General features: G+C 67.5%; 14 protein-coding genes. 3 read left to right on the forward strand and 11 right to left on the reverse strand.

The window, feature by feature from the left end:
• The first annotated feature begins 157 nt into the window (after positions 1 to 157).
• Both HMPREF3114_RS00550 and HMPREF3114_RS00555 read left to right on the forward strand, forming a co-directional pair.
• Positions 158 to 1474, forward strand: a complete 1317-nt coding sequence (locus HMPREF3114_RS00550; protein ID WP_070488733.1) for an NCS2 family permease — start codon at positions 158 to 160, stop codon at positions 1472 to 1474.
• Positions 1475 to 1557: 83 nt separating this feature from the next.
• Positions 1558 to 2562, forward strand: a complete 1005-nt coding sequence (locus tag HMPREF3114_RS00555) for a DUF4434 domain-containing protein (RefSeq protein WP_070488736.1) — start codon at positions 1558 to 1560, stop codon at positions 2560 to 2562.
• On the opposite strand, the gene HMPREF3114_RS00560 is transcribed toward HMPREF3114_RS00555, so the two are convergent.
• The 8 genes from HMPREF3114_RS00560 to HMPREF3114_RS00595 all read right to left on the reverse strand — a co-directional run bounded on the left by HMPREF3114_RS00560 (position 2556) and on the right by HMPREF3114_RS00595 (position 16226).
• The gene (locus HMPREF3114_RS00560) at positions 2556 to 5390 is read right to left on the reverse strand and encodes an NfrA family protein (RefSeq protein ID WP_070488739.1); all 2835 of its coding nucleotides are present in this window, start codon (positions 5388 to 5390) and stop codon (positions 2556 to 2558) included. The genes HMPREF3114_RS00555 and HMPREF3114_RS00560 overlap by 7 nt on opposite strands.
• Positions 5387 to 7534, reverse strand: a complete 2148-nt coding sequence (locus HMPREF3114_RS00565) for a glycosyl transferase family protein (RefSeq protein WP_053498095.1) — start codon at positions 7532 to 7534, stop codon at positions 5387 to 5389. Before HMPREF3114_RS00565 ends, HMPREF3114_RS00560 begins: the two co-directional genes overlap by 4 nt.
• A 7-nt stretch (positions 7535 to 7541) precedes the next feature.
• Positions 7542 to 9743, reverse strand: coding sequence for a hypothetical protein (locus tag HMPREF3114_RS00570; protein ID WP_070488741.1), 2202 nt, complete (start codon positions 9741 to 9743; stop codon positions 7542 to 7544).
• The gene (wecB, locus tag HMPREF3114_RS00575) at positions 9740 to 10924 is read right to left on the reverse strand and encodes a non-hydrolyzing UDP-N-acetylglucosamine 2-epimerase (RefSeq protein WP_070488744.1); all 1185 of its coding nucleotides are present in this window, start codon (positions 10922 to 10924) and stop codon (positions 9740 to 9742) included. The genes HMPREF3114_RS00570 and wecB overlap by 4 nt, the downstream gene beginning before the upstream one ends.
• Before the next feature lie 266 nt (positions 10925 to 11190).
• On the reverse strand, positions 11191 to 12225 hold the full coding sequence (locus tag HMPREF3114_RS00580; RefSeq protein WP_070488747.1) for a fimbrial protein: 1035 nt from the start codon (positions 12223 to 12225) through the stop codon (positions 11191 to 11193).
• On the reverse strand, positions 12216 to 14780 hold the full coding sequence (locus HMPREF3114_RS00585) for a fimbria/pilus outer membrane usher protein (RefSeq protein WP_005415240.1): 2565 nt from the start codon (positions 14778 to 14780) through the stop codon (positions 12216 to 12218). The genes HMPREF3114_RS00580 and HMPREF3114_RS00585 overlap by 10 nt, the downstream gene beginning before the upstream one ends.
• A 92-nt stretch (positions 14781 to 14872) precedes the next feature.
• On the reverse strand, positions 14873 to 15601 hold the full coding sequence (locus HMPREF3114_RS00590; protein ID WP_005415239.1) for a fimbrial biogenesis chaperone: 729 nt from the start codon (positions 15599 to 15601) through the stop codon (positions 14873 to 14875).
• Positions 15602 to 15686: 85 nt separating this feature from the next.
• Positions 15687 to 16226, reverse strand: coding sequence for a fimbrial protein (locus HMPREF3114_RS00595; RefSeq protein ID WP_005415238.1), 540 nt, complete (start codon positions 16224 to 16226; stop codon positions 15687 to 15689).
• Positions 16227 to 16685: 459 nt separating this feature from the next.
• Here HMPREF3114_RS00595 and HMPREF3114_RS00600 point away from each other — a divergent pair, with 459 nt between their 5' ends.
• Entirely contained in the window at positions 16686 to 17051 is a 366-nt protein-coding gene (locus tag HMPREF3114_RS00600) for a hypothetical protein (protein WP_070488750.1), read from the forward strand.
• A gap of 10 nt (positions 17052 to 17061) precedes the next feature.
• On the opposite strand, the gene pncB is transcribed toward HMPREF3114_RS00600, so the two are convergent.
• From pncB to HMPREF3114_RS00615, 3 genes are all read right to left on the reverse strand, one after another.
• The gene (pncB, locus tag HMPREF3114_RS00605) at positions 17062 to 18240 is read right to left on the reverse strand and encodes a nicotinate phosphoribosyltransferase (protein WP_005415236.1); all 1179 of its coding nucleotides are present in this window, start codon (positions 18238 to 18240) and stop codon (positions 17062 to 17064) included.
• Positions 18241 to 18348: 108 nt separating this feature from the next.
• Positions 18349 to 19188: a glycosyltransferase family 2 protein gene (locus tag HMPREF3114_RS00610; RefSeq protein WP_070488752.1), complete on the reverse strand. Its 840-nt coding sequence runs from the start codon at positions 19186 to 19188 to the stop codon at positions 18349 to 18351.
• Positions 19185 to 20036, reverse strand: a complete 852-nt coding sequence (locus tag HMPREF3114_RS00615; RefSeq protein WP_065196237.1) for a glycosyltransferase family 2 protein — start codon at positions 20034 to 20036, stop codon at positions 19185 to 19187. Before HMPREF3114_RS00615 ends, HMPREF3114_RS00610 begins: the two co-directional genes overlap by 4 nt.
• Positions 20037 to 20153: the final 117 nt, after the last annotated feature.

A 20153-nucleotide genomic window follows, 5' to 3' on the forward strand; every position in this document is an offset into this window, starting at 1 on the left:
CGGAAAGGCCGCGCTCGCGCGGCCTTTCTCCTTTCGGTAGGTCGCCACCGTTGGTGGTGACGCTTTGAAGCGTACCGACCAACGGTCGGTACCCACGTTCTGCATTCGGGTAGGTCACGACCGTTGGTCGTGACACTTTATCGTCGCGAGAATCTCCATGTCCCTGTTCGAGCGCATGTTCCAGCTGCAGCAGCACGGCACCACCGTGCGTACCGAGCTGCTGGCCGGCATCACCACCTTCCTGACGATGTCCTACATCGTCTTCGTCAACCCGGAGATCCTCGGCACCACCGGCATGGATGCGGGTGCGGTGTTCGTGGCCACCTGCCTGGCCGCCGCGCTGGGTTCGGCGGTAATGGCGCTGGCGGCCAACTTCCCGGTCGGCATGGCACCGGGGATGGGCCTGAACGCGTTCTTCGCGTTCACCGTGGTCGGCGCTGCCGGCCTGCCGTGGCAGCAGGCGCTAGGGGCGGTGTTCATCTCCGGCCTGGTGTTCCTGGTGCTGTCGCTGACCGGTGTGCGGGCATGGCTGGTGTCGGGCATTCCTTCGTCGCTGCGCTCGGCGATCGTGGCCGGCATCGGCCTGTTCCTGGCGATCATCGCGCTGCAGAAATCCGGCGTGATCGTCGGCAACGAAGACACGCTGGTGGCGCTGGGCCCGTTGAACACGGCGCCGCCACTGCTGGCGCTGGCCGGTTTCCTGTTGATCGCAGTGCTGGAAGCACGCCGGATCCGCGGCGCGATCCTGATCGGCATCCTGGCGGTGACCGGTGCGGGCTGGGCATTGGGCGACGTGCAGTACCAGGGCCTGGTTTCGCTGCCGCCGAGCCTGGCCCCCACCTTCCTGCAGCTGGACCTGCCGGGCCTGCTGCACCATGACGGCGGTGCGCCGATCGCGGTGTTGCTGCAGGTAGTGCTGGTGTTCGTGCTGGTGGAAGTGTTCGATGCCACCGGCACCCTGTATGGCGTGGTCGGTCGCGCCGGACTGCTGAAGCTGCCGGGCGCGCAGAAGCGCTTCGGCCGCGCGTTGCTGGCCGACAGCACCGCCATCGTGGCCGGTTCGGTGCTCGGCACCAGCAGCACCACCGCTTTCGCTGAAAGCGCCTCGGGCGTGCAGGTGGGTGGCCGTACCGGCCTGACTGCGCTGGTTGTATCGGCGCTGTTCCTGGCCGCGCTGCTGTTCTCGCCGCTGGCGGCGATGGTGCCCAGCTATGCCACCGCACCGGCGCTGCTGTTCGTGGCCGGCCTGATGCTGCGCGAACTGGTGGAAGTGGACTGGAGCGACCTGACCGAATCGGTGCCGGCCGCACTGTGCGCGCTGGCGATGCCGTTCACCTACTCCATCGCGAATGGCCTGGCGTTTGGCTTCATCGCGTATGCGGCACTGAAGGCCGGCACCGGCCGCTGGCGCGAAGTGCATCCGGCGGTATGGCTGGTGGCGGTGCTGTTCACCCTGCGCTACGCGTTGGAGTAAGCACACGGTGGTGCCGGCCAGCGGCCAGCACCACCGGTCGCTGGGTTCACCTGCTGCGCACGGTGCTCTGGGATGATGCGGGCATGGTTGCGCCCGTCCTTCCCGCAGATCCGTCTTCGCCGTTGCGCCGCCGCCTGCTGCGCGCGGCCGTGCTGGCGCCGTTGGCCGGTACGCTCGCCACCCTGCCCGGCTGCTCGCTGCCGGTGCACGTCGACGGCACCTTCCTGCAGCCCTGGCGCAGCCACCTGCAGTGGGGACTGGCCGACTGGCAGCGCTCGTTGAAGCTTGCACATACGCTGGGCTGCCGTCAGCTGGTGCTGCAATGGACCGGCATCGTCGGCGGCAGTGACGGCGACTGGTCACTGCCCGATGGCAGCCTGCAGCAGCTGTTCACCGCCGCCAGCGAGAACGACATCCGCATCCGCGTCGGACTGCCCTTCCAGCAACGCTGGTGGCAGGCGATCGGGGCCGACGATGCCATGCTGCAGGCGTTCCTCGCCGACAGCCTGGCGCATGCACGCCGCTGGTTGGCACAGGCGCCCTGGGCGCAGGTACCCGCCTTCGAGGGCTGGTACCTGCCCTACGAGCTGGAGCAGTACCACTGGGCCGATCCAGCCCGCCAGCAGTGGCTGGCGCAATGGCTGCACGGGCTGGCAGACGCCGCCCGCGCGCGCGGCGGTGACTGCGCGATCTCCTGCTACTTCAGCCGCCTGCAGACCGACGGCAACCTGGTCACGCTGTGGCAGGCGGTGCTGGCACAGGCCACGCTGCGGCCGATGGTGCAGGACGGCGTGGGCGTTGCCGGCGCCGGCAACGTGCAGCAGCTTCAGCCGTTGCTCGATCACTTCCACGCGCACGACATCGGCTTCGATGCGATCGTCGAGCTGTTCCGCGAACTGCCCGGCAGCGCCGCTGATGGCAGCGGGTTCAAGGGCGAGACTGCCGATGCCGCGCGGATTCAGCGGCAGCTGGCGTGGGCACGCGACAGCGGCGCACAGCACGTGCTGGTCTATGCGCTGGAGCCGTGGCTGACCCAGGACACGCCGCAGGCGGCGGCGCTGCGGCGGCGGTGGGGGTTGCCTCAGTAATAGAGGATGGCGGTGGCGAACAGGCCCTTGGCGCGCTGCGTATCACCGCCACCGATCGCAAAGCGGTACTGCACGGTCAGGTCGAGGTAGGAACGCGGCGTGTTGTAGCGGTCCTCGCGGAACCAGTAGCGCACGCCCAGGCCCGGCCCCGCGCCAAGTGACCAGCTGCGCTGCGTATCGTTGAGCGCGAACGACTGCGACGGGAACAGCGGGTAACGGATGTCGCGCACGCGCGAGCGCTGGTCCAGCCAGTCCGCCCCCACCACCAGATACGGCGTGACCACCCAGTGGGTCTGCCCGGCGCCAAAGCGGAAGCTGCGTCCGGCGCGCAGTTCACCGGCCGCAAACCACTGTTCGCGATGCAGGCGCCCGCTGGCATCGCCGATCCGCCGCACCGGTATGCCGTTGGCATCGAGTGCATCCAGCGTGAAATGCGCGCTGTTGTCATCCCATGTGTAACCGCCCTGCGCGTAGCCGCTGACCATCCACCACTGGTTCACGTCGGTGCGCAGGTCGGTACCGTGGTAATAGCCGTAGGTCAGGTAGGACATCCAGCCACCGGAACCGCTGGCCAGGCGGTAGCGGGCCAGCGTGCTGGCTTCCAGTGGCGGGTTCAGGGCCAGCTGCAGGCTGCACTGCACGGCCGCGGACGCGGGATAGACATCGCCCGTGCGGGTGGCGCTACCGAGAAACTGGCGGCGCTCGATGCCGGCGCTCAGGCCGGTCTGGCCGAAGGCGTAGCGCATGCCGAACGAGGCGATGGTGGACGGCCAGCCGGTGGTGGAACGCGAACGGCTGAGACGGTCGGCGCGAGCACGTGCGTCGGGTGTCGATTCGCCGGTGCACGGGTCCACGGCGCGAATCGATTCGTAGGTGCCGCCCTCGTCGTACAGCGTGTTGAGCAGCCGGGTGTACAGCTCCAGCGTACCATGCTGGTCATTGAACGCCGGGGGCCGCCAGAACGCTTCCAGCGTGCTGAACACCGAATCGCCCGGCGTACTGATCGCCGCGCCGCCGACATTGGTCGCGGCCTGGCGCGCGCCGCGGAAGCCGGCCGAGGCGATCACGCCCCACTCGCGCGAATAGTTGGCGATGGCATTGCGCACGTTGTAGCGCTGATGCGCATCCAGAGGCAGCTCACCGGCGTCGGCGCGATCAATGGCGCTGCGCAGCAGCGACACCGCCTGCGGATGATCGCCGTTGGCCGCACTCGCGTACGCCTGGTCGATCACCACGCTCTTGGGTGCCTTGCCGGTGGCCTCAGCGGCACGGAAGTCGGCCAGTGCGCGCGCCGGTTCACGGGCCTTCTGGTTGAGGTAGCCGCGTTGCATCAGCGCCACCGCGTCATCAGGGTGTTGTGCCAGCGTCGCATCCAGGCGCAGCCGCGCTTCGTCCTGCTGGCTGCGGTTGCCTGCCGCCAGCGTGGTGGTCAGCAGGCCTTGCAGGTCTGCAGCGTCCGGTGCGAGTTGCACGGCCTGCCTTGCCTCACCGATGGCCTCGGCAAAGTCCTGCCGCGCGTAGGCTGCATATGCGCGCTGTGCGGCACCACCGTCGCCCTGCAGGTCAGCCGGCATCAGCTCGCAGACATTGCCGGTGCCATCCGACTGGCAATGCTGGAACGGCGCCGGATAGGCCTGCGCACTCATGCGCGGACGCTCGCGACTGGATCCGGTCGCCCTGGCGCGCTGCTCGATGCCCTGCTGCAGCAACTGCTGCGCGCGAGCATCGCCCACATCCGTGGGCAACGCCGCCTGCAGCGGCGCCAGCAGTGCAGCCGCACGTATGCGGTCCCCAGCGGCCAAGGCCGCATCCACGGCCAGCAGGCGCACGTTGCGCTGTTGCGTTGTGGACCCCGGCATGGCAAGCGCGGTGTCGAAGTCCTCATTGGCAAGCACGGTCTTGCCCTGGCGCTGGCGCAGATAACCGCGCATCACCCGGGCATTGAGATCGCGGCCGTCGGCCTGCAGTGCCTGGTCGGCGCTGCGCTCGGCGTCGGCCAGCTGCCCCTGCTGCAGCTGCGCGGTGATCAACAGCAACCGGTACGAAGCAACATCCGGCGCAAGCTCGACGGCGGCCCGCGCCTGCGCGACGGCCGCCGCATCGTTCTGCGTGGACAGCAACTGGTAGGCCTGCTGGGCCTGCAGCAGCGCGCGCTGGCGGGCCAGCGCCACGCGCCGCGCGTGCAGTTCCTCGACGTTCGGTGCGCCCAGCTGCAGCGCCGTGCCGATGGCCGCGTCGGCCAGTTCGGCCTGTTGCTGTGCTTCCAGCGCCGCCACCCACAGCATCGCCCAGGCGCCCTGCTTCGGCTGCTGGCGGAAGGCCTGCTCGGCCTTGCTGGCTGCTTCCCGCATGCGCCCGGCGTCATAGGCACCATAGGCCTCGGTGGCCAGCGTGTAGGCCTGCTGCCTGGCACGGTCTGCGCCGCTGCCGGCCGCGCGCGGTGGGGAGGGGGCGCGCCCGCCCCTGGCATCCGGGGGCGTGCTGCGCGCAGCGGTGGCAGCGGCCAGTGCCGGCAAGGCCGGATCCTTCAACCCGGCATCCAGTGCACGGCGCGCCTGCTGCTGCGCCTCCGCCGACCGGCCCAGTTTCTGCAACGCATAGATCTGCAGCAGGCGCAGCCGCACCACGTCCGGGCGCAACCGGACAGCTTCGCTGGACTGCTGGTAAGCCGCTTGATAGTCGCCGCGCTCGTAAGCGGCGAAGGCCTGCTCGGCGACGCGGTATGCAGCACCGGACAACGGCAGCGGCGCATCGGCCTGCGCCAGCACCGGCGCGGCGGCCGTGGCCAGTGCCACGGCAATGACGGTGGACAGCAGCGTGGTCTTCATGCGGGCAAGGCTCCGGGAGGCGGCGACTGCAGCGCGGCCGCACGCCGGCGCTGCTCCTGCATGGCCTGGGCCACGGCCTCTTCGGTAGTGATGCCCTGCTTGACCAGGTAATCGCCAATGCGGCCATCGCGCTGCGGCTTGTACGCATCCAGTGCGATCTCGAAGCGCGCGTGGTCGATCAGGCGCATCTCCACCAGCAGGTCGCCCAGCAAGGGTACGTTGTCCAGCTGCCAGTGCTGGTCGCCGCCGATCAGGCGCAGGCCTGCGTTGATTTCGCTTTCGCGGGCGATGCTCTGTTCGATGTGTGCGCTGCGGGTTTCCTGCTTCAGCAACGCCAGCGCGTCTTCGGGCAATGGGCTGGCCACGGCCAGCCGCAGTGTCTGCTGCTGCCGCGGCGGTAGCGGCAGCATGCGCCACTGCACGCAGGCATCGGCGCTGACCGGGAATGAGCCCGCGCGCAGGTAGTCGACGTCGATGACCGCACGCGGCAGGTCGCCCTGGAAGGCGATGGCTTCGGCCAGGGTTTCATCATCCAGCCAGCCCTGGGTTAGCAGGATGCGGCCCAACGGCTGCCGCCGGCCGGCATGCTGCTGCGCCAGCGCCTGCTGCAGCCGCTCCGGTTCCACCGCCTGCCAGGTGGTCAACAGCTCACCGAGCTGCTTGCGGGTCTGCACCAGCTGTGCCGCATCGGGGAAGTCGTGCATGGTCTTGTCCCAGACCATGCGCTTGCCGAACAGCAGGTAGGCCAGGAACACCTTCCATGCGCGGGCGGTGGCCATGAAGTTGATCATGTTGCCGACCACCATGCGCGGGATCGACATCAGCGCATGCTCCCAGCCGTACAAGCGGTTGACGAAGTAGAAGCGCTGCACGACGCGGGTCGCCAGCGCCGCCGTGGTCAGCAGCGCGACATTCATCTGCCAGGTACCGGCCTGGAACACGCTGGGGAACTGCATCGTCCACACCCCGGTCGCCTTCAACAGCCAGAACAACAGCAACTGCAGGAAGATGAGGTAGGCGATGATGCTGACGAACGAGGTGATGATGCCCTTGCGATCGCGCGCCAACAGGTACTTCGTAGCCAGCGAACCGCGCCAGCCCAGCGACTCCCAGCTCTGCAGGCCGATGCCCAGCACCCAGCGCGCCTTCTGCCGGTACGAGGCGCGGAAGTTGTCGGGGAAGTACTCACGCACGCACAGTGCCATCTGCTGGGTGCGCTCGCGCACCGGCCCCCAGCCGAACCAAGACGGCCGGCGCACGCGGAACTGCACCGGGAAGCGGGCGAAGATCGACTGCATGCCCATGGCTGCCAGCCGCGCACCGACGTCGTAATCTTCGGTGAGGCTGTCGGTGTTGAAAGGCTGGTTGTCGGTCTGCGCGCTCAACGCCAGCAGCGCACGCCGCGAAAAGCAGGTGCCGACGCCGGCCGACGGCACCATGCCGGACACGCTCTCGCGCACCACCAGGTCCTTGGCGTGCCATTCGGCGAACTCGTCCATGTAGACACCGGCCACCAGTTCGTACCATTCGCGGTCCAGCGAGGTGACCGGCAGCTGGATCATGTCCTTGCGCGGCAGCAGGTAGTTGTAGAAGCGCAGTTCCATCGGGTGCAGCACGTCTTCGCTGTCGTGCAGGATCACCCCGGCGAACTCGATGTCGTGGCGCTTCTCGTAGTCGAAGATCGCCAGGATCAGCCAGTTCAGGCAGTCGGCCTTGCTGGTCGGTCCGTCATGCGGCACCTCCACGCGGCGCAGGCGCTTGTAGCGACGGCGCATGCGCTCGACTTCGTCGATGGTCTGCTGATCGTTGGGATAGGTGCCGACGAACACGACGTACTCGCGGTAGTCGAGCACGTTGATCATGTTCTCGACCATCTGCGCGATGACGTCGTACTCCATCCACGCCGGCACCATGATCGCCAGCGGCTGTTCCGGCCGCTGCAGCAGGTCTTCCTGGGTCAGCGGCCGGTACGCGTCGCGGCGCTTGACAGTCAGCGCGCGCCAGCTCTCGCGCACCCAGTACCAGACATCGATGAACAGATCATCGAGGCTGGAGATCAGGATCAGCACGGCCACCGCCGCCGCCGTGGTTTCGAGGGCGGCGTAGTAGTTGGCCAGCTGGATGTTCCAGAACAGACCGTCCACGGTGGGATCAATGTCCTGCGTTGGCGGACTTGCGGCGGCGCACCTGGGTGACGCGGGCGGCCAGCAGCGCGAATACGATCACGCCGACCAGCAGCAGCAACCAGACCATGTGCCGTTCCCACTTCGATTGCGGATTGCCATCGTGCGCGAGGCGCGTGCCATAGGGATCCTGGCGGTCGAATTCGCGCACGACATCAGTGCCGTCAAGCACGGCAAGATCGCCGCGCAGCAACCGGAACGGTGCGCTGAACGACGGTGCCTGTGCACCGAGGTCGCTGTAGAGAACGCCCAACTGGCCGCCGGACGATCCCACCTGCACCACCGCGGCGTGATCCAGGCCGCTGACATCCAGCAGCGGTTGCGACGTGCCACCGACCCGCAGGTGGCCGTCCTTCTGGCCGGCCACATCGACACCGGCCGGTGCAACGCCGAAGGCCAGCCATGGCGCGCCCGGGCTGACCGCGGCACCGGCATCGACCACCTTCAGTTCCGACGCCTCCGGCGAGGCGCCCACTGCACTGGCCACCGCGATGACCTTGCCCAGCGAGGCCGCTGCATCCTGCAGCCAGGCGCCGGGCACGAACACCTGGTTGCCGCGTGACAGCTGGCTGCTGGCACCGACGAAATCACTGCCCAGCGAGCGCTTGGCCAGGGTCAGGTGGCTGCTGGGCAGGATCGAGACTGGATAGCCGGTCGCCGGATCGTGGCAGTAGGGGCGTGCCGGTTGGCGCAGGAAGCTGACACGGATCTCGTTGCGCGCCGACAGCGCGTAGGCCGGTACCTTGGCCACCAGCCGTTGCGGTTGGCCGTTGGCCGACAGCACCTTGCCGCCCAGCAGGTAGTCGTTGAGGTAGATCGTGGCCACCGCGCCCTGACCCGCCGCATTGGGGGCCGCCGAGACATCGATCACCACTTGCTCGGGCAGGCGGCCATCGGCCGACAGCGTGCCCAGATCGAAGCTGGCGCTGCGGTCGGCGCGGGTCACCACATCCATGGTTCCGGCGATGTTTCCGAGCCGGCTCAGCAGTACCTGGTCACCGTCCAGTTTGGGTGTTCCTGCTGCGCTGACCTGCAGGCTGCGGCCCAGCGCATAGCTGCGCCACTGTTCGGCGAACAGTCCGGCCACCTTGCCCGCTGCCGCCGGGTCGACCACCAGCGTCGGACGGCCCGCAACGGCCACCACGCTGACCGAAGCGTTGGCGGCGGGCTTCTCCAGGCCGCTCATGTCAGTACCGCGCCACGCAGCAAACGCTGCGCCCGCATCGGTGCCCGCCGCGCCGACCTGTGCGGCCAGCGCGTCCAGCGCTGCGCGTACGCCGGCGCGCAATGCCTCGCTGCCGATCATCACATCGGCGGCAAGCGGCCCGCTGTCACGCAACGACAGCAGCGCCCCCACTTCGGCCAGATCCTTGATCGCGTGCACGCGTTCGCCCGTAGCCAGCGCTGCATAGGCCGGCACGCCCTGCAGGCTGGCCGGGACGCTGATGCCGGCCAGGTCGACGCTGTCGCCGACCTTGGGCAGCGCCACCACCTGCACCTGCTTGCCGCCGGCCTGCAACGCGGTACCAATGCGCCAGGCGGCATCATAGGTTGGCGCCTGCAGCGCCTTGCCCTCCACCAGCAGGCGCACCCGCGGTGGCAGCGCGCCCCAGGCCTTGGCGACGGTATCCACGGCACGCCCATCGAAGCGGTAGCTGAAGCGCGAATCCGGCGACAACCGCAGCACATTGGCCGGCGCGCTCTGGTCGGCACATTGATAGTCGGACACGATCGACCACCAGCCGACACCGACCCGCACGAAGCCGTTCTGGCGGGGTTCGCCATCGATGGCCAGCAGCTGGCTGGCATCGCCCTGGGCATCGGTGATCGAACGCGCGGCGACCGGATCGCCATCCACCGACCACAGGCCTGAAGTGCGCCCAGCGTGGCCACGCACATAGCGCCCATCGAGCTGCAGCTGCGCATCGCGGGTGGCAACACCGGCCGGCACCGGCAGGTAGACCTCGCGCTGGCTCTCCTGCCCACTGAGTACCAGCGGTTGGCGGAAGCCGAGTTCGCGCAGGGTCATCTGCCGGCTCACCGTGCTGTCGCCGCTCCATTCTGCGAACTGGCCGGCGACGCTGTCGGCGGCGTGGGCACTGCCAACCGCGCACGACAGGACGAACGCGGCGGCGGAAACAAACAGGGGACAGCGGCCGGTGTGGCTCATGGCGTCACTTCATGGAGAGGGTGGTAGGCGGCACCGCCGCTGCGGAGACCGGGCGAGAATTCGGGAAGCGGGGCGCCACGCAAGGCGGCGACGATGCGGGCGCTGGCGCGGCCGTCGCCATAGGGACTGCCATCGGGGTCAAAACGGGTCGGCTGCGGTGGCTGCGCCAGGGCCGCATTGACCCCCTCGACGATGCGCGAGGGCGCGGTCCCGACCAGCGTCACCACACCGGCCTCGACCGCCTCCGGGCGCTCGGTGACGTCGCGCATCACCAGCACCGGCTTGGCCAATGCCGGCGCTTCTTCCTGCACGCCACCGGAGTCAGTGAGGATGACGTCGGCGCGCTGCATCAGGCGCACGAAGCGCAGGTAGTCCTGCGGCGGCACCAGGTGCACGTTGTCGAGGTTGCCCAGGTGTGCGTTGACCGGTGCCTGCACGTTCGGATTGAGGTGCACCGGGTACAGCACCTGCAGGTCCGGCCGCTGGGCCAGTTCGGCCAGCGCACGGCAGATGTCCTCGAAGCCCTGGCCGAAGCTCTCGCGGCGATGGCCGGTGACCAGCAGCAGGCGGCGCCCGGGGTCGAGCATGTGGAAGGGTTCGTCAGCCTGGGCACGCAGTGCCGGATCGGCATCCAGGCGCTGCACGGTCTGCTGCAGGGCATCGATGACGGTGTTGCCGGTGACCAGGATCTGACCGCCCAGATGCTCACGGGCCAGGTTGGCGCGCGAGCCGGGAGTGGGTGCATACAGCTGATGACCGACCACGTCGATCACCCGCCGGTTCATCTCCTCCGGCCATGGCCGGTTGATGTCGCCGGTGCGCAGGCCGGCCTCGACATGGCCGATCGGAATGCGGTGGTGGAACGCGGCCAGGCCGGCGGTCATCGCCGTGGTGGTATCGCCGTGCACCAGCACGCGATCCGGGCGGACCTGCGTGTAGAGCGCGTCAAGCCGCGCGAACAGCCTGGAACACAGGCCATTGAGGGTCTGGTTGGGCACCATGACATCCAGGTCATGGTCGGCGGTGATCTCGAACAGCGACATCACCTGGTCGAGCATCGCCCGGTGCTGGCCGGTGATGCAGACCACCGATTCGATGTCCGCAGCCTCGGCCAGGGCGCGCACCAGCGGCCCCATCTTGATCGCTTCCGGCCGGGTGCCGAACACCGACAGGACCTTCACCGGGGTGCTCCGGAAGGACCGTGCTGGAGAATGCCAGTAGCTGTAGCCACGTCTGGATCCTTTCGGCGTTCCCGCCCAATGCCCGCAGGCAGGAGACGGTCACCTCATGAGGAAACTCCAAATTCGCGACGTCCATCACATTAGATTGATGGTACGTGCGTCGTGGCAGTGATCTTCATCGTTGGAAGATCAAGACGCAGTCAACGCCGCCCGTGGGACGGGCGACGTTGCGGCGGAACGCAGCGGGGACAGCCGCCCGGGCGGCCTTACTCGTACTGGATGGTGAAGGTGGCCTGGCCGTTCGCGACACCTGCGCCGACTGTGCCAGCCTGGGTCTGCACATAGCGCGCGCGCAGCGGCAGCGCCATGACGCTGGTCCCCGGCGCGGTGGTGCCGACGTTGATGGTCTGGCCGAAGCGCACTTCGCGCTCGGTGGTGCCAACGCGCTGGACCATCTGGATGCCGATGCGGGTGGCGCTGTTGGTGGCCGCGCTGAGCTTCAGCACGCCCGGCATGTTCGAGCTGTCCTGGTCGGCATCGAGACGGATGCCGATCTTGCTCTGGTAGGCGGCAACATTGCTGCCCTGGCAGTTCAGGCGGATCTCGAAATCACGATCGACCGCGCGCGAACCGACACCGGTGAAGGTGGTGTTGGGCACGCTGCCGAAGTCGACGGCGATGTTGCGGCTGCCGGCCTGCACTTCGCAGGTCGGGCTGACCACGGTGGTGCCCGAGCCCTTGAAGGTGGAGGTCAGCACCGGTCGGCCGGCGCCATCACCATCGAAGTAATACGTGGTGAAGCGACCATTCGGTGCGATCACGCCCGAGCCTGTCTGTGCCGCAGTCTTGATCAGCTGGATGCGGAACGTGCCTCCGACCAGCGAGATGGTGCTGTTGCTGGCGAAGTTGATGGTGTGCGGATAGTAGGTCTGGATCGCGCCGGAGTCGCGGTACAGGCGGATGCCCACGCCCGCCACATCGGTTTCATAGACGTTCGAGAAGCCGGCTACCGGACGCTTCTGCGCGGCGTTGACGTACTCGCCGATGGAACGGCCACCGGACCAGTCGCAGCGTGCCACGCTGTTCTGCTGGTTGATCGGTTCGCTGATCTCCTTGATCACGCCACCGACCGGCGTGCTGGGCAGGATCACGATCTGGCCCATGTCCATGGTCACGTCCTGCGCGGTGAACCAGCTGGACTGGATGCGGCACGACGCGCTGGCCTGCTGTGCCAGCAGTGCGCCACCCAGCAGTACAAGGGCCGTCAGCGCCTTGCGGCCACGGGAAGAAATCATCGGCATGCTGCCTCCAGCGGAATGAAGCCGGTCTTGGACGCATCGGCGCCCGCCGGAACCTGGTAATCGATGGTGCAGCGCTGGTCGGCACCGGCGCCCCACTCCACCAGCAGGCGGCCCTGGTTCTTTTCACTGCGCACGTACAGGCGGCCGCCCTGGCTGACCATGCCGACCGGCTGGCCCTGCTCATCCTTGACCTGTGCACCGAACGGCATGCTGCGGCCATCCGGGTTGCGTACCTGGATCAGCAACGCGTTGCCCTTGCGGGTATCGAAGCGCAGGTAGCTGATGGCACCGGCGAACGGTGCGATCGACTGGCTGGTGCTTTCCAGCTCGACGTCGTGGGCCATGCCCTGCGGATCGAGGGTGACGGTGTTGAGGCGGTACGGCGACACGTACGGCACCACGGCGTAGCCGCGGCCATCGACGCGCAGGCCCGGGGCGTTGCTGACGATCGCATCGCGCGCGCCCGGTGCCTCGACCAGCACCATGGTGTCGCCACGCTGCGGGGTGAAAGTGAAGCCGCCCGGATGCACCACCACGCTGCCGTTGGCACCGACGGAGGCCTGGCGGAAATCACGCGAGTGGCTGTAGGTGGCATTCAACGCGGAGTAGCGGCTGCGGTATTCGGCATTGCCGACCGCCGTGGTGCCACCCTCGCGGGAATCGGACAGGGCCACGCCGTAGCTGAAGTTGTTGTCGACGCCGGCCGAACCGGTGATGCCGACGCGGCTGTTGTCGTAGCCACCGCGGTCGCGCACGCCCAGATCGGCACTGAACGACACCGGGTGGGTACCACGGCCCAGCGGCACGCTCATCGACAGCAGGTACTGGGTGTCGGAACGGCCGAGCACGCCTTCTTCGGTGCGCAGCGCCGAGAAGCCGTAGTTCACCGAACGCCAGGCGTTGTTGTAGCCCACCTGGTACTGCTTGGAGGTGCCGGAGCGGTCATAGAAGTCACGCACCGAACCGGTCACGTACAGCGCACCGCCACGACGGCCCAGCGGCTGGTTCAAGGTCACCTGGAACTGGCTGCGCTGGCGACCACGGGTGGTCGGATCGATGCCGCGCTTGTCCGAGTCACGGCCATACAGCGCGTCCTGCAGGCTGTAGAAACCTTCGGTCGAGTAACGGTAGGCGGCCAGGGTCAGGTTGGTGCCGGTCTCGCCGATCATGTTGCTGTAGCTCAAGCGCACGCTGGCGCCGGTGTGGCTGCCGTAGTGGTCGAACGAGGTGCGTGCATGGGTGACGTCTGCCGCGAAGGCACCGACCCGCGTGGACAGGCCGACACCGTACAGCAGCGACAGGTAGCCATCGCTCAGCGCGCTGCCGCCGTACAGGGTCAGCTGGTTGCCGATGCCGCGCTGGTAGGTGCCCTGCACCAGCCAGGGTTCGTCGGCCAGCAGCTTGTTGCGCACCTGGCCGGCGGTCAGCGAGTAACGCGACACGCCTTCGCGCAGCATCTGCGGCACCGAGCCGAACGGCACCTTGAATTCGCGGCGGCGGCCATCGGCCTCGATCACGCTCACTTCCAGGTCGCCGCCGTAGCCGGTCGGGTACAGGTCATCGATGACGAAGTTGCCCGGCGAAACGGTGGAGGAGTAGATCAGCTGCTGGTTCTGGCGCACTTCGATGCGTGCGTTGGTCTCGGCGATGCCGCGCACCACCGGCGCGTAACCGCGCAGCGAATCGGGCAGCATGCGATCGTCGCTGGCCAGGCTGGCACCGCGGTAGCCGATCGAGTCGAACAGCTCGCCGGTGGTGTAGGCCTCACCGATGGTGAGCATGCCGCGCACCTGCGGGATGCCGCGCTGTGCGTAGGTGGCGATGCTCTGCCAATGGCGGCCGTCACCCTCGGACCAGGTCAGGTTGGAGTCGTGGCGGAACTGCCAGCCACCCAGGTTCAGGCCGGCATTGAGGCCGAGATAGGCACTGCGGTTGCGCTGGCCACCTTCGACACGGCTGTTGCTGTCGATGGCATTGAAGCTGTAGCCGACGAAACCGGCATTGATGCCGCGGTCCCACAGCGCCGGGTTGACGTAGCCGCGTGCCTCACGGCGCAGGAACACCTGCGGGATGCTGAGGTCGTAGCGCAGGTTGCCGCTGTCGTAGACACCATAGGCGTTGGCCATGCGCTGCTGCACCGGCACGCAGCTGGTCGTGTCGGTCGGCAGCGTCGGGTCCTGCTGCAGCAGCACGGCCTCGCTGTCCACGCCCATTTCTTCCAGCATCGGCAGCGGCAGGCAGGCGTCAACACGGCCCTGTGCATCGGCCTTGAACTGCAGGTCACGACGGCCCTGCCAGGCACCGTTGACGTAGACATCGACACGGTAACTGCCGGCCACCATCGGGTTGCCGTTGCTGAAGGCAGCCAGGTCGACCTGCTTGGCCTGGCCGGACAGGAAGCTGGAGTTGAACTGGGCCGATTCCGGTGCACGCGCGTTGGCCGCACCACTCTGCGCCATCAGCGCCTGTTCGCCGAGATTGGCCGGTGCAGCCAGCGCCCATCCTGGGCAGGCCGCGCCAACAACCAGCAGGCAAAGCGCCTGATGGATCGACAATGTCAATCTGTTTCCGATCACACTGACATTCCTTCAATTCGCCGCACGGCGGCGGTGGCGGGATGCGCAGGCCCTTGGCCGGCGCGGCGCGTTCAGCTCCCGGTGCTGTCGAGGCGGACGGTGTGCTCGACCCGGCCGCCGTAATCGTTGATGGTGATGAAGCGCACCTGGTTGGTGCCCGCCGGCGCGGCGAACTCCAGGCTCTGCTTCGGCGCGACCATCGCGCCCTTGTCCTCGACGGCCTTCTCGCTGCTGCCGGTCACGGCATGCACTTCGGCCAGAGTGACGTGGAAGGGGCTCGGGTTTTCCACCCGCAGGCGGTCGCCATTGCGGGTCCAGCGCAGCGCTGCCGGTGCGTCGTTGGCGACGCCCTTCAGGCCCTGCGGCCGGTAGAAAAGCTTCAGGCGCGAACGGAACGCAACCTGCAGGTAATTCTGGTCACCACTGTCGGCGTTGTCCGGCGACGGCGGTACGTCCAGCACATTGAGCCAGAACACCGTCTCGCGATCGGTCGGCAGCTGCGCGCCGGAGAAGATCAGGCGCAGCGCCTGGCTGCGGCCCGGCTCGACGCGCGCGATCGGCGGCGTCAGCACGAACGGAGCATCGCTGGTATCGGCGGTCTGGTTGGCGTCGCCACTGTCGATCCAGGCCTGGACCAGTGCGGGCGAGTCGCCCACGTTGTCGACCTGCACGGTGACTTCGCGTGCCTGTGCCGGGTAGATCACCCGCGTGCCATTGACCACCACGCCGGCCAGTGCGTTCTGGCAGAGGGGCAGCGTGAACGCTGCCAGCAGCAGCGCCCGGGGAAAGAGTGCTTTCATCGGAAGTACTACGCTCGAGGGGTGTGGCCAAGGGCCGCGGAGCACTGGCCGGCGCGTACGCCGGCCAATGCGGGTACGGCTACGATCAGTTGTAGATGATCGTGTACTTGACGCTGCTGGTGACGTCGCCCGGGGTGGCGGCGGCAGTGGCGTAGTACTCAGCGTAGTAGTTCAGGTCGGCCGAGCCGTCGGTGCCGACGGTGACCCACTGCGAGTTGGTCTGGGCCAGGCCAGCGCCAGCCGCCTTGATCGGCAGGAACTGGTTGTTCGAGCCCAGCAGCTGCAGCTGCACGTTGGTGGCAGCGTTGGCCGAGGCCTGGTTGACCAGGCGGCCGCTGTTGAAGTCGACGGTCGAACCCGGCTCGAAGTAGGTGGCGACGTTGCCGGCGCTGCACTTGGTCAGGTTGATGGCGAACGGGGTACGGCCCGCAACGGCACCGGCGGTAGCCAGGGTGTTCTTCGACACGGTCGGCAGGGTCACGGCGAAGTCCTTGCCGCCCGGGGTCGAGATGGTGCAGGTCTTGTCGGTCACCTTGCCATTGAAGGTGATGGTGCCGTCGGCGGCGTTGGCGGCCAGCGGAGCGGCGGCCAGCATCAGAGCGGCAATGAGGTTGATCTTGTGCATTCGCTTTTACCTAACCCTACTGAAGAGATGAGAAGTAGAGGAGGAAGCAAGGAGCACTGCCGGGCTAACAAGACCCATCCTTGCGTCTCACCTGTGGCCGGACTCGGACATACCTTCCCCTGAATCCGTGACGCAAGTATATGCACAAATGTGATGAAAGTCTCATTATTTTTCTGAACGCCAATTCATTGACGCTCTAAATGTGACGTGATAGGCGGAATCTGCGCCTGGGAGGCGTGAAAGATTTGACGACGGGGCCGCCAGGTCGCGGCCGACCGTGGATGACACGTTGAGAGGCGCGTTCGGCAGGCGCGGAAACAGGCTTTTTTCAAGCGGAAATCGCCTTATTTGATGCGCATCACTCTTTCTTGGTGATGGCCCTAGCAGATTCGGATTTGTCCTATTAAAGGCGGATCGAACCTGTCGCTAACTAGGACACACCGAACCAGAGAACGTGTCATGAGGAATTCCATTCTGCTGTGTGTGGCCCTGATGTCCGTCAGTGCGCTGGCCCAGGCCAGCAGCGGCAGCATCCATTTCAGCGGCCGCATCGCCGAGCCGGGCTGCACGACGAACCTGTCCCAGGGTGAGCTGAGCCTGGCGGCCTGCCCGCCGTCGGCCAAGGGCTCGACGGTGGAAGTGACGGCACTGGCCGATGGCCAGGCCGCGACGCTGCGCGATGGCAAGCGCCAGGGCCAGAAGCTGTCGGTGTCGGCCAGCGCGATGCGCGCCGGCGATATCGCCTTCTCCGAGCGTTACAGCGTGCAGGCTTCGAAGCAGCAGCCGCTGCAGGGCGCCTACCTGGTGGTGGTCGACTACCTGTAAGCCGACGTATTTACGCCGGCGGCAGCTCGAAGACCTGGCGCAGGTAGGCCAGGTAACCCGGGTCGTCGCACATGCTCTTGCCCGGCGAATCGCTGAGCTTGGCCACCGGCTGGCCGTTGCAGCGGACCATCTTGATGACGATGTTGAGCGGTGTCGGGCCCAGGTCATTGGTCAGGTGGGTGCCGACACCGAACGCGACCTGGCAGCGACCGCGGAAGTAGTCGTACAGGCGCATGACCTTGGCGATGTCGAGCCCATCGCTGAACACCAGCACCTTGCTGCGCGGATCGACCCGGCGCTGCTGGAAGTGCGCCAGCATGCGGTCACCCCAGTCGAACGGATCGCCTGAGTCATGGCGCACACCGTCGAACAGCTTGCAGAAATACATGTCGAAGTCGCGCAGGAACGCGTCCAGGCCGACCACATCGGACAACGCGATGCCGAGGTCGCCGCGGTACTCGCGCGCCCAGGATTCCAGTGCCGCCACCTGCGAATCACGCAGGCGCGGGCCGAGCGCCTGGAACGCCTGCAGGTACTCGTGGGCCATGGTGCCGTGCGGGGTCATGCCGTACAGGCGCGCGAAGTGGACGTTGCTGGTGCCGACCAGCTGCGGGCCGAGCGCGTCGCGCAGCAGCGGCAGCAGCCGGGCATGCCAGTCACGCGAGTAGCGGCGACGGCTGCCATAGTCGGCGATGCGGCATTGTTCGAAGCCGGGGGTATCGCGCAGCAGCGCGGCCTTGGCCTGCAGGCGGCGCTCGCCTTCGGCGAAGTCGGCCGTGGTGGTGTTGCGGAACCAGACTTCGTTGATGATCGCCAGCAACGGCACTTCAAACAGGATGGTGTGCAGCCACGGGCCGGTGATGTCCAGTTCGATCTCGCCGGGCACGGCCGTCGACGCACGCAGTTGGATGTACTTGCGGTCGAGGTGGAACAGGCCGAGGAAATCGGCGAAATCCGGCTTCACGAAGCGCAGGCCACGCATGTAGTCCAGCTCCGCGTCGCTGAAGCGCAGGCTGCACAGGTGGTCGATTTCTTCGTCGATCTGGTCGATGTAGCGGGCCAGGTCAATGCCGGGCGTACGGCACTTGAACCGGTACTGCACCTGGGCGCCGGGGTGCTGGTGCAGCACCGCCTGCATCATGGTGAACTTGTACAGGTCGGTGTCGAGCAGGGACTGGATGATAGGCATGAGGCGGATTATGCGCCCGGCAGGGTGAACCGGGGTGCCTGCGGCCACGCTCGGCTCACGGGGAACAGCATTGGTAGATCCACGCCATGCGTGGATGCTCCTGCGGCGCTACAACGACCTGCGCAGCAGGCGCGGCACCAGCATCGCCGCATGCGCCCAGATCGCGGCCCACACCGCAACGCGTACCGGCAGCGAGCGCTGCCTGGCCTCGAACTTCTGGAAGTAACGCCACAGCCCCCTGTGCTTGTGCCATTCCACGAAGAATGGCCGCGAACGGCTGGAGACGCCGCGCACATGGGTAACCTGCAGGTCGTTGGCGATCGCCACCACCGCGCCGGCCTCGCGTGCGCGGCGGCACAGATCCAGGTCCTCGGCATGCAGGCGGTAACCCGCATCCCAGCCACCGATGCGCTCGAACAGGCTACGCGGCATCATCAGCAGCGCACCGGACAACGCCGGCACCGGCTGCACGGCCTGGTGCGGATCGCGCGGAACCGCCAGCTTCGAACCCTTGCCAGGCGAGCGCAGCATCAGCAGGAAATCCGGATCGCGACGGCGCACCGCTTCATCGGCGTGGCCGTGCTCGTCCACCTGCTCCACGCCCAGCAGGCAATCGCCCAGCACCTCACCACGGCTGCGCAGTTCGGTCAGGGTGTCCGGCTCAATCATCAGGTCCGGGTTGATGAAGGCCAGCCAGGGGCTGTGCGAGTCGGTCACGCCCTGGTTGTTGGCGGCGGCAAAGCCGGGATTGTCCGGATTGCCGACGAAGCGCACGCGCGGGTCATGGCTGGCATGCCGCTGCACGATGTCCAGCGTGCCATCCAGCGAACCATTGTCGATCACCCGGATCTCGGCGATGTCCTGCGCCTGGCGCAGGCGCGACAGGCAGGCATCGATGGTGCTGCCACTCTGGTAGGTGACGACGATGGCGGCAATGGCTGCATTCAAACGGGAGGCTCCGGCGCGGGCGGGACAAACAGGTCGCCCTGTTCCTTCGGCATTATCGCCTGCCGCATGCGCTGCTGCAGGTCGGCACGCAGACCGTGCAGTGGATCGTGCATCAGGAAATCGGCCAGCCGCGGCACCCAGGCCGGCCAGCGCGCGGCCAGGGCCTCCAGATCGCCATCGCGGCTGACCGCCTCTCCTGCCCGGCCGACGAACGCGGTCTCGCACAACACGTTGCGCCACCCCAGGCCCGCCATGCGCAGGCTCAGGTCGACCAGCGCGGCATTCCAGCCGGCATAGCTGTCCACGTCCAGGCCACCGGCACGGCGGCGCGCGTTGCCACGTACCAGCACCGCGTGGGTGACCGCCGATGGCAGCTCCGGGTGAAGCGTCGGCAACGTGGCGCAGGTATGCGCCAGCAAGGCCGGGTCATGGGGTTCGGGATTGATCTCGCCCAGCCGTGGCCACGCCGCGGTCTCGCCGGCATTGCACCAGGGGGTCGCGGTGGCGATGGCGGCATCGCGGGCGAAGGCATCCTGCAACTGCTGCAACCAACCGGGCGACGGCACGCTGTCCGGCGCCAGCACGGCCACGTCCAGGCCATCGCAGGCGCGCAGCATCTCGTCCAGATGGGCAACCTCGCCCAGTGGGCGCGCGCGCCGGGTGTACTCGGCCTGCAGCGGCGTATGCGCCAACCAGTGCTCGACCACGGCCTGCGCACGCGGCCCTGCCTGCGCATCATCGGCCAGCCAGACCGCGGTGCCCGGCGCGGTGCCGGCATCCAGTGCGGCCAGGCAGCGGTCGAGCGCGGCATCGTCCACGCACAGCGGCAACAACACGATCGCCCCCATCCCGCCTCCGTGGTTGTCGGTGGCCACAGCGTAGCACCGGGAGGGTATCGGCCGGGTTGCACCCGGCACCCGCCTCAGGCCAGAGCCGAAGCCGAAGCAACAGCAGAAGCCGGCTAT

The organism is Stenotrophomonas sp. HMSC10F07, from assembly GCF_001807895.1.
Lineage (GTDB): Bacteria > Pseudomonadota > Gammaproteobacteria > Xanthomonadales > Xanthomonadaceae > Stenotrophomonas > Stenotrophomonas sepilia.

What these genes read in the sequence shown, in the direction of transcription:
- HMPREF3114_RS00550 (WP_070488733.1), top strand. Translation starts at nt 158, where the DNA reads ATGTCCCTGTTCGAGCGCATGTTCCAGCTGCAGCAGCACGGCACCACC.
- HMPREF3114_RS00555 (WP_070488736.1), top strand. Translation starts at nt 1,558, where the DNA reads ATGGTTGCGCCCGTCCTTCCCGCAGATCCGTCTTCGCCGTTGCGCCGC.
- HMPREF3114_RS00560 (WP_070488739.1), bottom strand. Translation starts at nt 5,390, where the DNA reads ATGAAGACCACGCTGCTGTCCACCGTCATTGCCGTGGCACTGGCCACG.
- HMPREF3114_RS00570 (WP_070488741.1), bottom strand. Translation starts at nt 9,743, where the DNA reads ATGAGCCACACCGGCCGCTGTCCCCTGTTTGTTTCCGCCGCCGCGTTC.
- HMPREF3114_RS00580 (WP_070488747.1), bottom strand. Translation starts at nt 12,225, where the DNA reads ATGCCGATGATTTCTTCCCGTGGCCGCAAGGCGCTGACGGCCCTTGTA.
- HMPREF3114_RS00590 (WP_005415239.1), bottom strand. Translation starts at nt 15,601, where the DNA reads ATGAAAGCACTCTTTCCCCGGGCGCTGCTGCTGGCAGCGTTCACGCTG.
- HMPREF3114_RS00595 (WP_005415238.1), bottom strand. Translation starts at nt 16,226, where the DNA reads ATGCACAAGATCAACCTCATTGCCGCTCTGATGCTGGCCGCCGCTCCG.
- HMPREF3114_RS00600 (WP_070488750.1), top strand. Translation starts at nt 16,686, where the DNA reads ATGAGGAATTCCATTCTGCTGTGTGTGGCCCTGATGTCCGTCAGTGCG.
- pncB (WP_005415236.1), bottom strand. Translation starts at nt 18,240, where the DNA reads ATGCCTATCATCCAGTCCCTGCTCGACACCGACCTGTACAAGTTCACC.
- HMPREF3114_RS00615 (WP_065196237.1), bottom strand. Translation starts at nt 20,036, where the DNA reads ATGGGGGCGATCGTGTTGTTGCCGCTGTGCGTGGACGATGCCGCGCTC.